Origin of the sequence: Variovorax sp. W2I14 (assembly GCF_050435205.1) — a bacterium.
Classification (GTDB): Bacteria; Pseudomonadota; Gammaproteobacteria; order Burkholderiales; family Burkholderiaceae_C; genus Variovorax; species Variovorax paradoxus_C.
Map to the genome: position 1 here is coordinate 3,721,633 of NZ_JBNDJX010000001.1, position 13,318 is coordinate 3,734,950.

The 13,318-nt window shown below is 67.1% G+C and carries 16 protein-coding genes; 10 read left to right on the top strand and 6 right to left on the bottom strand.

Features of this window, described 5'->3' with window-relative positions; translation table 11 throughout:
* Nucleotides 1–40 precede the first annotated feature (40 nt).
* The 7 genes from QF040_RS17410 (at nt 41) to QF040_RS17440 (ending at nt 5,608) form a co-directional block, all read left to right on the top strand.
* The gene (locus QF040_RS17410) at nt 41–247 is read left to right on the top strand and encodes a DUF3460 family protein (protein ID WP_013543127.1); all 207 of its coding nucleotides are present in this window, start codon (nt 41–43) and stop codon (nt 245–247) included.
* Between the two features lie 71 nt (nt 248–318).
* Nucleotides 319–1,158, top strand: coding sequence for a segregation and condensation protein A (locus tag QF040_RS17415; protein ID WP_013543128.1), 840 nt, complete (start codon nt 319–321; stop codon nt 1,156–1,158).
* A gap of 27 nt (nt 1,159–1,185) precedes the next feature.
* Nucleotides 1,186–2,757: an L-aspartate oxidase gene (nadB, locus tag QF040_RS17420; protein ID WP_429612111.1), complete on the top strand. Its 1,572-nt coding sequence runs from the start codon at nt 1,186–1,188 to the stop codon at nt 2,755–2,757.
* 73 nt (nt 2,758–2,830) lie between these two features.
* Nucleotides 2,831–3,727 carry a 3-methyl-2-oxobutanoate hydroxymethyltransferase gene (panB, locus tag QF040_RS17425; protein WP_429612112.1) on the top strand — a complete coding sequence of 299 codons (897 nt, stop codon included), beginning with the start codon at nt 2,831–2,833 and terminating at the stop codon, nt 3,725–3,727.
* Nucleotides 3,728–3,748: 21 nt separating this feature from the next.
* Nucleotides 3,749–4,597 (top strand): pantoate--beta-alanine ligase, encoded by an 849-nt coding sequence (gene panC, locus QF040_RS17430; protein ID WP_429612113.1) that lies wholly within the window; start codon nt 3,749–3,751, stop codon nt 4,595–4,597.
* The gene (gene queE / locus QF040_RS17435) at nt 4,594–5,232 is read left to right on the top strand and encodes a 7-carboxy-7-deazaguanine synthase (RefSeq protein WP_429612114.1); all 639 of its coding nucleotides are present in this window, start codon (nt 4,594–4,596) and stop codon (nt 5,230–5,232) included. Before panC ends, queE begins: the two co-directional genes overlap by 4 nt.
* Nucleotides 5,233–5,245: 13 nt before the next feature.
* Nucleotides 5,246–5,608, top strand: a complete 363-nt coding sequence (locus QF040_RS17440) for a 6-carboxytetrahydropterin synthase (RefSeq protein ID WP_306881764.1) — start codon at nt 5,246–5,248, stop codon at nt 5,606–5,608.
* Between the two features lie 118 nt (nt 5,609–5,726).
* Here QF040_RS17440 and nadA read toward each other — a convergent pair whose 3' ends face one another.
* The 6 genes from nadA to QF040_RS17470 form a co-directional block, all read right to left on the bottom strand.
* Nucleotides 5,727–6,857, bottom strand: a complete 1,131-nt coding sequence (nadA, locus tag QF040_RS17445; protein ID WP_429612115.1) for a quinolinate synthase NadA — start codon at nt 6,855–6,857, stop codon at nt 5,727–5,729.
* Between the two features lie 7 nt (nt 6,858–6,864).
* The gene (gene nadC / locus QF040_RS17450; protein WP_429612116.1) at nt 6,865–7,743 is read right to left on the bottom strand and encodes a carboxylating nicotinate-nucleotide diphosphorylase; all 879 of its coding nucleotides are present in this window, start codon (nt 7,741–7,743) and stop codon (nt 6,865–6,867) included.
* Nucleotides 7,744–7,764: 21 nt separating this feature from the next.
* Nucleotides 7,765–8,799 carry an NAD(P)H-dependent glycerol-3-phosphate dehydrogenase gene (locus tag QF040_RS17455; protein WP_429612117.1) on the bottom strand — a complete coding sequence of 345 codons (1,035 nt, stop codon included), beginning with the start codon at nt 8,797–8,799 and terminating at the stop codon, nt 7,765–7,767.
* Nucleotides 8,800–8,824: 25 nt separating this feature from the next.
* Nucleotides 8,825–9,289, bottom strand: a complete 465-nt coding sequence (gene secB, locus QF040_RS17460) for a protein-export chaperone SecB (protein ID WP_013543137.1) — start codon at nt 9,287–9,289, stop codon at nt 8,825–8,827.
* Nucleotides 9,290–9,407: 118 nt separating this feature from the next.
* A complete protein-coding gene (gene grxC, locus QF040_RS17465) occupies nt 9,408–9,668 on the bottom strand; it encodes a glutaredoxin 3 (RefSeq protein WP_013543138.1) in 261 nt (86 codons plus the stop codon).
* A gap of 21 nt (nt 9,669–9,689) precedes the next feature.
* A complete protein-coding gene (locus tag QF040_RS17470; protein ID WP_218104659.1) occupies nt 9,690–10,073 on the bottom strand; it encodes a rhodanese-like domain-containing protein in 384 nt (127 codons plus the stop codon).
* 105 nt (nt 10,074–10,178) lie between these two features.
* Between QF040_RS17470 and gpmA the strand changes: the two genes are divergently transcribed.
* The 3 genes from gpmA (at nt 10,179) to QF040_RS17485 (ending at nt 13,317) form a co-directional block, all read left to right on the top strand.
* Complete coding sequence (gene gpmA / locus QF040_RS17475; protein ID WP_013543140.1) at nt 10,179–10,922, top strand: 2,3-diphosphoglycerate-dependent phosphoglycerate mutase; 744 nt, start codon at nt 10,179–10,181, stop codon at nt 10,920–10,922.
* A gap of 105 nt (nt 10,923–11,027) precedes the next feature.
* Nucleotides 11,028–12,470: a S41 family peptidase gene (locus QF040_RS17480; RefSeq protein ID WP_041943962.1), complete on the top strand. Its 1,443-nt coding sequence runs from the start codon at nt 11,028–11,030 to the stop codon at nt 12,468–12,470.
* A gap of 79 nt (nt 12,471–12,549) precedes the next feature.
* Nucleotides 12,550–13,317 carry a HesA/MoeB/ThiF family protein gene (locus tag QF040_RS17485; RefSeq protein ID WP_429612118.1) on the top strand — a complete coding sequence of 256 codons (768 nt, stop codon included), beginning with the start codon at nt 12,550–12,552 and terminating at the stop codon, nt 13,315–13,317.
* Nucleotide 13,318: the final 1 nt, after the last annotated feature.

Here is a 13,318-nt window from a genome sequence, read left to right on the forward strand (position 1 = left end):
TGCCGTCCCCGGTAAAATTCAGGCTACAAAGGTCCAGTCTATGTCCATCTTCCGCCGCCCCCACTACTCTTCCGAGATCACCAATTTCATCGAGGAGATGAAAGAAAAGAAGCCGACGCTGGAAGCCGAACAGCGCGCCGGCCGCGCCCTCCTCTGGGACAAGCACCTCGACCGCAGCCTGCTCGAGGAGTACAGCGAAGCCCGCGTGCCGATGCAGCCGTACGTCTACCAGACCCAATCCAAGTAAATGGTGCCGGTTCGGCATCCAGCCCTCGTCCGCATTGCGCCGATAGCTATTGAATTGATAGCGATCGCCCCATGAGCAGCAGAGACGAGGACAACGACACGCCGGTGATGGCCATGCCCGAGGTGGTCGACCAGGTCGCGCTCGCCAGGCTCTATGGCGAGCCGCTGTTCGCGATGCCGAAGGACCTGTACATCCCGCCCGAGGCGCTGCAGGTCTTTCTCGAAGCCTTCGAAGGTCCACTCGACCTGCTGCTTTACCTGATCAGGAAGCAGAACTTCAACATCCTCGACATCCCGATGGCGGGCCTCACGCGGCAGTACCTGAGCTACGTCGACGAGATCCGCCAGACGAACCTCGAACTCGCGGCCGAGTATTTGCTGATGGCCGCGATGCTGATCGAGATCAAGTCGCGCATGCTGCTGCCGCCCAAGAAGGTGGCCGACGGCGAAGAGGCCGAAGACCCGCGCGCCGAACTCGTGCGCCGCCTGCTCGAGTACGAGCAGACCAAGCTGCAGGCCGCCGCCATCAGCGCGATGCCGACCTACGGCCGCGACTTCTGGAAGGGGCAGGTCTACATCGAGCAGTCGCTCAAGCCGCGCTTTCCGGACGTGAACGTGATTGACCTGCGCGATGCGTGGGCAGACATCATGAAGCGCGCCAAGCTCGTGCAGCACCACAAGATCTCGCGCGAAGAGCTCAACGTGCGCGAGCACATGAGCATCGTGCTGCGCCACCTGCAGGGGCAGCGCTTCGTGGAGTTCGAAAAACTCTTCGACGTGTCGCGCGGCGCGCCCGTGCTGATCGTCACCTTCATCGCGATGCTCGAGCTCGCGAAGGAAACGCTGATCGACATCACGCAGGCCGAAGCCTTCGCGCCGATCTACGTTCGCCTGGCGTATTCGCCGGCCTGACACCGCCCCACCACCGAGGATTCCGCAGTGCTCGATTTCGACGTCCTCATCGTCGGCAGCGGCCTCGCAGGCCTTTCCGCCGCGCTGCACCTGGCACCCACGCACCGCGTGGCGGTGCTCACCAAGCGCGCGCTGAACGACGGCTCCAGCGCCTGGGCGCAGGGCGGCATCGCCGCGGTGCTGGCCGCGGGCGACAGCTTCGATGCGCATGTGGAAGACACGCTGGTCGCCGGTGCGGGCCTGTGCGATCCCGAGGCAACGCGCTTCGTCGTCGAACACGCGCCCGAGGCCATCGGCTGGTTGCGCGAGCTGGGCGTGCCGTTTTCCGAAGAAGGCGGCGACCTGCACCTGACCCGCGAAGGCGGCCACAGCCAGCGCCGCATCGTGCATGTGACCGACGCCACTGGCGCGGCCGTGCAGCAGGTACTGATCGAGCGGGTGCGCCGCACGCCGAACATCACGCTTTTCGAACACCACACGCTGGTCGACCTGGTCACCGGCACCAAGCTCGGACTGAAAGACCCGGCCTGCGTCGGCCTCTACGCGCTGGACGACGCCACCGACGAGGTGCTTGCCTTCCGCGCGCCGCACACCATCCTGGCGACGGGCGGCGCGGGCAAGGTCTACCTCTACACGACCAACCCCGACACCGCCACGGGCGACGGCATCGCCGCCGCGTGGCGCGCGGGCTGCCGGGTGTCGAACATGGAGTTCATCCAGTTCCACCCGACCTGCCTGTACCACCCGCATGCCAAGTCCTTCCTGATCAGCGAGGCGGTGCGCGGTGAAGGCGGCTTGCTGAAGTTGCCCGACGGCACACGCTTCATGCCGAAACACGACGAGCGCGCCGAACTCGCCCCGCGCGACGTGGTGGCGCGCGCCATCGATTTCGAGATGAAGAAGCACGGCCTCGATTGCGTCTACCTCGACATCTCGCACCAGCCCACCGCGTTCCTGAAAGAACACTTCCCCAACATCCTCGCGCGCTGCGCGGAGCTGGGCATCGACATCACACGCGAGCCGATTCCCGTGGTGCCGGCCGCGCACTACACGTGCGGCGGGGTGCTCAGCGACCTTGCCGGCCGCACCGACGTGCCGGGCCTCTACGCCATCGGCGAGACCGCCTGCACCGGCCTGCACGGCGCCAACCGGCTCGCAAGCAATTCGCTGGTCGAGTGCATGGTGTTCGCGCGCGCCGCGGCGGGCGCCATCGCCGATGCGCCCACGCACGACAGCGCCGCCATCCCCGCGTGGGACGAGAGCCGCGTCACCGATGCCGACGAGGCCATCGTCATCTCGCACAACTGGGACGAGCTGCGCCGCTTCATGTGGGACTACGTGGGCATCGTGCGCACCAACAAGCGCCTGGAGCGCGCGAGCCACCGCATCGCGCTGCTGCAGGCCGAGATCCAGGAGTTCTATGCGAACTTCCATGTCACGCGCGACCTGCTGGAGCTGCGCAACCTGGTCCAGGTGGCCGAGCTGATCGTGCGATCGGCCCAGGCCCGCCACGAGAGCCGCGGGCTGCATTTCAGCCGCGACTATCCTTCGCTCGCCGAACCGACGGCCCCCACCGTGCTGATCCCACGGGCGGACTGACGACCCACCCATCTCGCGTTTGTCTTCACTCAAGGATGCCCGGCCACCGACGCCCGCAGGGAGAAACCCAACCATGTCGAACAGCACCACCACCCCATCGCCAGACACCACGCCAGCATCCCCCTACGGCACGCTGCCTCCGGCCTCGACGCCCGCTTCCCGCAAGCCCGTGAGCCTGCCGCGCCTGGCCGACATGCACGCGCGCGGCGAAAAGATCTCGATGCTCACCGCCTACGACGCCACCTTCGCGGCGATGGCCGATACGGCGGGTGTCGACTGCCTGCTGGTCGGCGACTCGCTCGGCATGGTCTGCCAGGGCCTGAACAGCACGGTGGGCGTGAGCCTGGAGACCATGCGCTATCACACCGACAGCGTCTCGCGGGGCCTGCGCCGCGTGCAGGGCACGGCCTGGTTGATCGCCGACCTGCCCTTCGGCAGCTACCAGGAATCGCGCGAGCAGGCGCTGCGCAGCGCGACGGTGCTGATGCAGGCGGGCGCGCACATGGTCAAGCTGGAAGGCGGCGGCTGGACGACCGAGACGGTGCGCTTCCTGGTCGAGCGCGGCATTCCGGTGTGCGCGCACCTGGGCCTCACGCCGCAGACCGTGCATGCGCTCGGCGGCTACCGCGTGCAGGGCAAGGGCGATGCGGGCGCGCTGCTCAAGCAACATGCGCATGCGCTGCAGGACGCGGGCGCCGCGATGCTGGTGCTCGAAATGATGCCGGCCGCGCTCGCCGCCGAACTCACCGCCGAGCTGAAGCACTGCGCCACCATCGGCATCGGCGCGGGCAAGGCCACCGCCGGCCAGGTGCTGGTGTTGCACGACATGCTGGGCATCAACCTCGGGAAGATGCCGAAGTTCGTGCGCAACTTCATGGCCGATGCGCCGGGCGTGCTGCCCGCGCTCAAGGCTTACGTGCAGGCCGTCAAGGACGGCAGCTTTCCCGACGATCAACTCCACGCCTGGTAAAGAAAAAAGGGGACCGACTCCATGTACATCGCACACACCATCGCCGAGCTGCGCGACCATCTCTCGGCTTTCAAGCGCCCCGCGTTCGTCCCGACGATGGGCAACCTGCACGACGGCCACATCGCGCTCATCACGCAGGCCAAGCCGCTGGGTGACGTGACGGTCGCGAGCATCTTCGTCAACCGCCTGCAGTTCCTGCCGCACGAAGACTTCGACACCTACCCGCGCACCTGGGAAAGCGATTGCGCAAAGCTGCGCGACGCCGGCTGCGACGTGCTGTTTGCGCCCGACGAGAAGGCGCTCTACCCCGAGCCGCAGACCTGCAAGGTGCACCCCGATCCGGCGCTGGCGGACATCCTCGAAGGGCATTTCCGCCCTGGCTTCTTCATCGGCGTGTGCACCGTGGTGATGAAGCTCTTCACCTGCGTGCAGCCGCGCGTGGCCGTGTTCGGCAAGAAGGACTACCAGCAGCTGATGATGATCCGCCACATGGTGCGGCAGTTCGCGTTGCCCATCGAGATCGTGGGCAGCGAGACCTTCCGCGCCGACGACGGGCTCGCGCTGTCGTCGCGCAACGGCTACCTGAGCGAGACCGAGCGCGCAGAGGCGGTGCAGTTGTCGAAGGCGCTGAAGGCGATGGCCGCCGCAGTGCAATCGGGCGAACGCGACTTGGCCGCGATCGAAGCGAAGGCCATGCAGACGCTGGTGCAGCGCGGCTGGCAACCCGATTACCTGGTGCTGCGTCGGCGCACCGACCTGCAGGCGCCCTCCTTCGGCCTGCACGGCGAACCGCTGGTGGCGCTGGCCGCGGCGCGGCTGGGCAGCACGCGACTGATCGACAAACTCGAGATCGAGGCGCCGGCCGCATGACCTACAGCGTCAAGGAAATCTTCTACACACTGCAGGGCGAAGGCGGCCAGGCGGGCATGCCGGCCGTGTTCTGCCGCTTCGCCGGGTGCAACCTCTGGACGGGCCGCGAGGAAGACCGCGCCAGTGCCGTCTGCCGTTTCTGCGACACCGATTTCGTCGGCACCGACGGCACGCTGGGCGGCAAGTTCAAGACCGCCGACCAGCTCGCCGACACCATCGCCGCGCAGTGGCCCGCCACCGATGCCGAGCACCGGCTGGTGGTGCTGACCGGCGGCGAGCCGCTCTTGCAGGTGGACGCCGCGCTGGTCGATGCGCTGCATGCGCGGCGCTTTCGCATTGCGGTCGAGAGCAACGGCACGGTCGCCGCGCCCGAAGGCATCGACTGGCTCTGCATCAGCCCCAAGGCCGGCGCGCCGTGGGTGCAGCAGCGCGGGCAGGAGCTCAAGCTGGTGTGGCCACAGACCGCGTTCGACCTCGACGCGATGGCGCGCACCGGCGAATTCACGCACCGCTTTCTGCAACCGATGGATGGCCCCGACCGCGTGGCCAATACCGAACTCTGCATTGCCGAATGCATGCGCCAGCCCGTCTGGCGCCTCAGCGTGCAGACCCACAAGATCACCGGAATCCGATAGCCGGCCGCCTTTTATGCGCTTCACCATCAGTCAACGCTTTTTCTTCGACGCCGCTCACACGCTGAAACGCGAGATCGAAGTGGAAGGCAGCCGCCGTATCCACGGCCATACGTATCACGCGGAGGTCTGGCTTGCGGGGGAACGCGATCCGGTCACGGGCATGGTGATCGACCTCGGGTTGCTGAGGCGGCGGCTCGACGATGTGCGCGAGCTGCTCGACCATCACCTGCTGGACGATGTAGCGGGGCTGCACCCGCCGACGCTCGAAAACCTCTGCCTGTTCATTGCGGATGCGCTGCCGGAGTTGCGGGCGTCGCTTGCGCGGGTGCGCGTGTGGCGCGAGGCGCTGGGCGATTCCTGCACGCTGGAGTTCTAGGTTTTTGCTCCCTCCCCTTCCGGGGGAGGGCTGGGGTGGGGGCAAGCGGCGTATCCATCGAGCGCTCTGCCCGCCCCATCCCAACCTTCCCCCCAGAGGGGGAAGGAGCAATACGGGATCAGGCGGCGCCGATGCCGGCGATCAAGCTGCCGGGCGCTTGGCCATTCTTCAGGCCGGCGGTAAACGCCAGCATCCGGTCGATCGGCAGCCGCGCACGCAGGCCCAGCCTCGGGTCGACATGGATTTCTCCAGCACCCGTTTCCAGCGCATTCGCCAGTTCGGCGAGCCCGTTCATCGCCATCCAGGGGCAATGCGCGCAGCTCTTGCACGTGCCGCCGTTGCCGGCGGTGGGCGCCTCGATGAAGGTCTTGCCGGGGTTCAGCGTGCGCAGCTTGTGCAGCATGCCGGTGTCCGTCGCGACGATGAACTCCTTCGCGTCCATGCGCTGCGCCGCGTTCAGGATCGCGGAGGTCGAGCCCACCGCATCAGCCAGCGCAATCACGTCGGCCGGCGACTCCGGATGCACCAGCACTTTGGCCGACGGGTGTTCCTTGATGAGCAGTTCCAGCTCCAGCGCCTTGAACTCGTCATGCACGATGCAGGCGCCGTTCCAGCTCACCATGTCGGCACCCGTCTGCCGCTGGATGTAGTCGCCCAGATGGCGGTCCGGGCCCCAGAGAATCTTGCGCCCCTGTGCATGCAGTGCGCTCACCACGTCGAGCGCGCAGCTCGAGGTGACCAGCCAGTCGGCGCGCGCCTTCACGGCCGCGCTGGTGTTGGCGTAGACGACCACGGTGCGGTCGGGATGCTGGTCGCAGAAGGCGCTGAATTCGTCGACCGGGCAGCCCAGGTCGAGCGAGCAGTTCGCGTCCAGGTCGGGCATCAGCACGCGCTTTTCGGGCGAGAGGATCTTGGAGGTCTCGCCCATGAAGCGCACGCCCGACACCACCAGCGTGGTGGCCGCGTGATCGCGGCCGAAGCGCGCCATCTCGAGCGAATCGCTCACGATGCCGCCGGTTTCCTCGGCGAGGTCCTGCAGGTCGGGATGCACGTAGAAGTGCGACACCATCACCGCATTGCGCTCGCGCAGCAGGCGGCGGATGCGTTCCTTGAGTGCGACGCGCTGGTCGGGTGAAGGCTCGGCGGGCACGCGTGCCCAGGCGTGGCGCGTGTCGCAGGCGGCGCCAGTACCGGTGCCGTTTTTTGCGGCGGGTTGCTCGTAGTCGACGTCGATGACCGGGGACGACATGGGCGGATCAGCTTTCCTGGAACCGCATCGAGAAATCGATGGCTTTGACATCCTTGGTCAACGCGCCGACCGAGATGCGGTCGACACCGGTCTCGGCCAGGGCGCGCAGGCCCTCGAGCGTGACGCCGCCCGAAATCTCCAGCACGGCCTTGCCGTCGGCGCCCGCCTCGTCGTTGATGCGGACGGCCTCGCGCAGCGTGGGCAGGTCCATGTTGTCGAGCAGCACCATGCGCGCGCCGGCACCCAGCGCCTCGCGCAACTGGGCCAGCGTCTCGACCTCGACTTCGACGAAGTCGGCCTGCGAGGCCACCGGCGCCACCGCGCGCAGCGCGGCGGCAACACCGCCGGCCGCGGCGATGTGGTTTTCCTTGATGAGCACCGCGTCGTAGAGGCCGATGCGGTGGTTGAGGCCCCCGCCGGTGCGCACCGCGTACTTCTGCGCGAGGCGCAGGCCAGGCAAGGTCTTGCGGGTGTCGACGATGCGGGCCCGCGTGCCCTCGATGGCATCGGCGTACAGCGCGGTCTTGGTGGCGACGGCGCTCAGCAGTTGCAGGAAGTTGAGCGAGGTGCGCTCGGCCGTCAGCAGCGCGCGGGCGGCGCCTTCGATTTCCAGCACGGTCTGGTCGGCCGCGCAGCGTTCGCCTTCGGCGCAGAGCCAGGTGATGCGGGCCTCGGGATCGAGCTGCCTGATCGTCGCCTCGACCCAGGGCGCGCCACACACCACGGCGGCTTCGCGCGCCAGCACGCGGGCTCGCGCCTTGCGGGCGGGATCGACCAGCGAAGCGGTGAGGTCGCCATCGGCGACGTCTTCCTGCAATGCGCGCGTGGCGTCGGACAGGGCCAGCGCGGCCACGGCCGACGCTGAAAAATCGAAGCGAAGGCTCATGGCTCTTTGTCTCTGCGTTTTTTAAGAGGATTGACGAGGGGAAGCCGCGGCGCCGGGCTGGACCGATTCGGGCACCGGGTCGCGCCCCGTGAGCGCGGCGACCGCGTCCTGGGGACTCACGCGGCCGTCGAGCAGCGCGACCACGCCTTCAGCAATGGGCATCTCCAGCCCCAAGCCCCGGGCGCGCTGCACCACGGTGCGCGCGCAGTACACACCTTCGGCCACGTGGCCCAGCGAATCGACCGCCTGTGCCAGCGTGCGGCCCTGGGCCAGCAGCAGGCCGACCTTGCGGTTGCGCGACAGGTCGCCGGTGGAAGTCAGCACGAGATCGCCGAGGCCCGAGAGGCCCATGAAGGTTTCGGCGCGGGCGCCGAGCGCGAGGCCGAAGCGGGTCATTTCGGCCAAGCCGCGCGTGATGAGCGCCGCGCGGGCGTTGAGTCCGAGCGCGAGGCCGTCGCACAGGCCCGTGGCGATGGCGAGCACGTTCTTGACCGCGCCGCCGACCTCGACGCCCACGATGTCCTCGTTGGCGTAAACGCGCAGCGCCGGCCCGTGGAAGGCACCGACGAGCGCATCGCGCACCGCGGCATGCGGGCTGGCGGCGACCAGCGCGGTCGGACGGCCTTCGGCGACTTCCTGCGCGAAGCTCGGACCGCTGAGAACGCCAGCTATCAAATCGGGAGCAACCTGCGCCCATATTTCGTGGGCGAGCAGGCCAAAAGATGTGGCATCGCGCGCGGGCTCGACGCCCTTGCACAGCCATGCGACCGGCGCGGTGCAGCCGCGCAGCGCGACGAGCTGTTCACGCAAGGCGGCCATCGGTGTGGCCACGATGACAAGGTCGGCACCGGCATGCGCCTGGCCGATATCGCCCGCCCGCACCGCGAGCGAGGCAGGCAGCGCCAGCCCCGGCAGGTAGCGGGTGTTCTCGCGCGCCTTCGAGATGGCATCGGCCTGGGCCGTATCGCGCGCCCAGAGCGTGACCTCGTGCCGGGCAGCGGCGTTGACGGCCACTGCCGTGCCCCAGGCACCGGCGCCATGAACGCAGATCTTCATCGGCGTTGGCGGCGTTGTGCCGTGTTTACTGCGCGAGGGTCGGCGCAGGTTGGCCGGCGGCCTGTGCCTGCTGCTGCTCGTACATGGCCTGGAAGTTGATTTCAGCCAAGTGCACGGGCGGGAAGCCGCCGCGCTGGATCACGTCGGCCACGTTGCCGCGCAGGTACGGGTAGACGATCTGCGGGCAAGCGATGCCGAGGATGGCGCCCATCTGGTCTTCGGGCAGGTTGCGGATCTCGAAGATGCCGGCTTGCTTGGCTTCGACCAGGAACACGGTCTTGTCCTGGATCTTGGTCTGCACGGTGGCCGACACGGTGATCTCGAAGATGCCTTCGGCCACGGGCTGGGCGTCCACGCCGAGCTGGATGTCGACGGTGGGTTGTTCCTGCTCCAGCAGGATGGCGGGCGAATTGGGTTGCTCGAGCGACAGGTCCTTGAGGTAGACGCGCTGGATCTGGAAGATGGGATCTTGGGCTTGCTGGTCGGCCATGGCTGAACTTTCGAGGATCAAAACAATGCCCGCCGGGGAGAGGTTCCCGCAGCGGGCTGCAGATGGATGAGCAGGCGATTATCGCCCGCCCGCAAGACGGCTTTGGCTACGCCCTGTTTCAGGCTGACTGGAGCAGCGGAACGAGGCCGCCGCGGCTGTCCAGGGCCATCAGGTCGTCGCAGCCGCCCACGTGCGTGTCTCCGATGAAGATCTGCGGCACCGTGCGGCGCTGGGTGATCTCCATCATGGTGTTGCGGGCCTCCGGGTCGGTGTCGATGCGGATCTCTTCGATCTGCTCGACGCCTTTGGACTTGAGGATCTGCTTCGCGCGAATGCAGTAGGGGCAGACGGCGGTGGTGTACATCTTGACGGCTTGCATACGCTCTATCTCGGGGAAGTTTCAGGCCTTTTCAACAGGCAGATTAGCTTCTTTCCAGGCCTTGAGCCCGCCGGCCACCGCTTGGGCCTGCTCGTAGCCGAGTTTCTTGGCCATGGCCACGGCGCGCTGCGCGCGGGCGCCGGTGGCGCACACCAGGAGGAGCGGCACGTTCTTGTTCTTGACCGTGCTGGCCAGCTTCTCGTCGAGCTGGTTCAGGGGCACGTTCTTGGCGCCGATCATGTGGCCGGTGGCGAATTCTTCAGGCTCGCGCACGTCGACCAGCACGGCGCGTTCGCGGTTGATGAGCTGCACGGCGCCCTGGGCCGTGAGCGTTCCGCCGCCAGAACCCCGGATCAGCGGCCAGGCCAGCATGCCGCCCGAGCTGAGTGCGATCAGGATCAGCATCCAGTTCGCGGTGACGAATTCGATCAATTTCACGGGGGTTCCTTGGATGGCAAACCCGGGATTTTAGAATGCTGGTTTTCCCAAGCGCATCCAAAGGCCTCCGACATGCACAAACTGGTACTGATCCGCCACGGCGAATCGACCTGGAATCTCGAAAACCGCTTCACCGGTTGGACCGACGTCGACCTGACCGAGACCGGCGTGGAGCAAGCCAAGCAGGCCGGCCGGCTGCTCAAGGCCGAGGGCTACGACTTCGACGTGGCCTACACCAGCGTCCTGAAGCGCGCCACCCGCACGCTCTGGCACACGCTGGACGAACTCGACCGCACCTGGCTGCCCGTGGTGCATTCCTGGCGCCTGAACGAGCGCCACTACGGCGGCCTGCAGGGCCTGAACAAGGCCGAAACCGCCAAGAAGTACGGCGACGAGCAGGTGCTGGTCTGGCGCCGCAGCTACAGCACCCCGCCGCCGCCGCTGGAAGCGGACGATCCGCGCAGCGAACGCAGCGACGTGCGCTACGCCAAGCTCTCGCCCGAGCAGATTCCGCTGACCGAATGCCTCAAGGACACGGTCGCACGCGTGCTGCCGTTCTGGAACGAATCGATGGCGCCGGCCATCCGCACCGGGCGCCGCCTGGTCGTGGCGGCCCACGGCAACTCGATCCGGGCGCTGGTGAAGTATCTGGACGGCATCTCGGACGACGCCATCGTCGGGCTGAACATCCCGAACGGCATTCCGCTGGTCTACGAACTGGACGACGACTTGAAGCCCCTGCGCCACTATTACCTCGGCGATGCAGCCGCTGCCGAAAAGGCCGCCGCCGCCGTGGCTTCGCAAGGCAAGGGCTGAAAAGAAAACCCCCGCGTGCCGGTCCCCCGTGGAACCCCGGCAAACAAATTGCTTCCAAGCTGTGTATATTGGTTCGACAGCCGCCGACAAGGACAACCACTCATGATGGGCCAGAAACTGAAGATCACCGGCTGGGTCGCCGCCGGCGCCGTAGCTGGCGTCCTGACCACCGTCTCCCTGCAGACGGTCGCACGCGGATCGCTTGCGCCGCTCCCGCTCGAGGAATTGCAGCAGCTCGCTGCCGTGTTCGGCATGGTCAAGAGTGACTATGTCGAACCGGTCGACGAGAAGAAGCTCATCTCCGACGCCATTTCCGGCATGGTCGCCGGGCTCGATCCGCATTCCCAGTACTTCGACAAGAAGTCCTTCAAGGAATTCAGGGAAGGCACGACCGGCCGCTTCGTCGGCGTCGGCATCGAGATCTCCCAGGAAGACGGCCTCATCAAGGTGGTCTCGCCCATCGAAGGCTCCCCGGCCTTCCGTGCAGGCTTGAAGCCCAACGACCTGATCACCAAGATCGACGACACGGCAGTGCGCGGCCTCTCGCTCAACGAGGCGGTCAAGCGCATGCGCGGCGAGGCCAACACCAAGGTGCTGCTCACCATCTTCCGCAAGGACGAGAGCCGCACCTTCCCGGTCACGATCACGCGCGAAGAAATCCGTACCCAGTCGGTGCGCGGCAAGATCATGGAGCCGGGCTACGGGTGGATCCGCCTGTCGCAGTTCCAGGAACGCACCGTCGACGACTTCGTGAAGAAGGTCGAAGACCTGTACAAGGAAGAGCCGAACCTCAAGGGCCTGGTGCTCGACCTGCGCAACGACCCGGGCGGCCTGCTCGACGCGGCGGTGGCGGTGTCTTCGGCCTTCCTGCCCGAGAACGTGACGGTGGTGACCACCGACGGCCAGCTGGCCGAGAGCAAGTCGGTCTACAAGGCGGCGCCCGAGTTCTACCAGCGCCGCTCCGGCAGCGACCCGCTGCGCAACCTGCCCGCGGCCCTGAAGAACGTGCCGCTGGTGGTGCTGGTGAACGAAGGCTCGGCCTCCGCGAGCGAAATCGTGGCCGGTGCACTGCAGGACCACAAGCGTGCGATCGTCATGGGCAGCCAGACCTTCGGCAAGGGCTCGGTGCAAACCGTGCGCCCGCTCGGTCCGGACACCGGCCTCAAGATCACCACGGCGCGCTACTACACGCCGAGCGGCACCTCGATCCAAGCCAAGGGGATCGTGCCCAACGTGCTGGTCGACGAGAGCGCCGAGGGCAGCCCGTTCGCGGCTCTCCGCATGCGAGAAGCCGACCTCGAGAAGCACCTGGCCAGCGGCCAGGGCCCCGAGACCAAGGACCCGGAACGCGAAAAGGCCCGCGACGAAGCCCGCAAGCGCCTCGAGGAAGAAGCCAAGAAGCCGCCGCAGGACCGCAAGACGCCCGAATTCGGCACCGACAAGGACTTCCCGCTGGTGCAGGCGCTCAACCGCCTCAAGGGCCAGCCTGTGCTCGTGAGCAAGACACAGGTCATCGTGGAAAACAAGGACGAGAAGAAGGAAAACTGAAGCCGGTGACCGAACCGCACGCAAAAAGGTGCGGTTCGACCCGGCGGCGGCTTCTTCATTCGCGAAGACCCGGGCGCGCATGGACGATCACGACCTGCTGCGCTATTCGCGGCACATTCTTCTGGAAGAGTTCGGCATCGACGGCCAGGCGCGCGTCAGTGCCGGCCGCGCATTGGTCATCGGTGCGGGTGGATTGGGTTCTCCGGTAGCGCTCTATCTGGCAGCGGCCGGCGTCGGCCACATCACCCTGGTGGACGACGACGAGGTCGACCTCACCAACCTCCAGCGCCAGGTCGCACACACCCACGCCCGCGTGGGCAGCCCCAAGGTCGAATCCGCCGCGCAGGCGATGCGCGACATCAATCCCGACATTGCCATCGAAACGCACGCCCTGCGCGCCGATGAGGCCCTGCTGTCGCGCCTCGTTGCAGCGGCTGACGTGGTGGTCGATTGCTGCGACAACTTCGCGACCCGCCATGCCGTCAACCGCGCCTGCGTGACGCACGGCAAGCCCCTGGTGGCGGGCGCCGCCATCCGCTTCGACGGCCAGTTGAGCGTGTACGACACCCGCGACGCGGCCTTCCCCTGCTACGCCTGCCTCTTCCCGCCCGATGCGGCGTTCGAGGAAACGCGTTGTGCGGTGCTGGGTGTGTTCGGTCCCGTGGTCGGCACAATCGGCACGCTGCAGGCCAGCGAAGCCTTGAAGCTGCTCGCGGGCATCGGCCCATCGCTTGCGGGCAAGCTGTTGATGTTCGACGGGCGCAGCACCAGCTTCGACACCCTGCGCGTGGCGCGCGATCCGCACTGCAGCGTCTGCGCGCAGCGCGCCGCCGGCCCGCTCCTTTAAA

Bases quoted from the DNA above. Each gene is read 5' to 3' on its own strand.
- QF040_RS17410 (WP_013543127.1), top strand. From the start codon at position 41: ATGTCCATCTTCCGCCGCCCCCACTACTCTTCCGAGATCACCAATTTC.
- QF040_RS17415 (WP_013543128.1), top strand. From the start codon at position 319: ATGAGCAGCAGAGACGAGGACAACGACACGCCGGTGATGGCCATGCCC.
- panB (WP_429612112.1), top strand. From the start codon at position 2,831: ATGTCGAACAGCACCACCACCCCATCGCCAGACACCACGCCAGCATCC.
- panC (WP_429612113.1), top strand. From the start codon at position 3,749: ATGTACATCGCACACACCATCGCCGAGCTGCGCGACCATCTCTCGGCT.
- queE (WP_429612114.1), top strand. From the start codon at position 4,594: ATGACCTACAGCGTCAAGGAAATCTTCTACACACTGCAGGGCGAAGGC.
- QF040_RS17440 (WP_306881764.1), top strand. From the start codon at position 5,246: ATGCGCTTCACCATCAGTCAACGCTTTTTCTTCGACGCCGCTCACACG.
- nadA (WP_429612115.1), bottom strand. From the start codon at position 6,857: ATGTCGTCCCCGGTCATCGACGTCGACTACGAGCAACCCGCCGCAAAA.
- nadC (WP_429612116.1), bottom strand. From the start codon at position 7,743: ATGAGCCTTCGCTTCGATTTTTCAGCGTCGGCCGTGGCCGCGCTGGCC.
- QF040_RS17455 (WP_429612117.1), bottom strand. From the start codon at position 8,799: ATGAAGATCTGCGTTCATGGCGCCGGTGCCTGGGGCACGGCAGTGGCC.
- secB (WP_013543137.1), bottom strand. From the start codon at position 9,289: ATGGCCGACCAGCAAGCCCAAGATCCCATCTTCCAGATCCAGCGCGTC.
- grxC (WP_013543138.1), bottom strand. From the start codon at position 9,668: ATGCAAGCCGTCAAGATGTACACCACCGCCGTCTGCCCCTACTGCATT.
- QF040_RS17470 (WP_218104659.1), bottom strand. From the start codon at position 10,073: ATGCTGATCCTGATCGCACTCAGCTCGGGCGGCATGCTGGCCTGGCCG.
- gpmA (WP_013543140.1), top strand. From the start codon at position 10,179: ATGCACAAACTGGTACTGATCCGCCACGGCGAATCGACCTGGAATCTC.
- QF040_RS17480 (WP_041943962.1), top strand. From the start codon at position 11,028: ATGGGCCAGAAACTGAAGATCACCGGCTGGGTCGCCGCCGGCGCCGTA.
- QF040_RS17485 (WP_429612118.1), top strand. From the start codon at position 12,550: ATGGACGATCACGACCTGCTGCGCTATTCGCGGCACATTCTTCTGGAA.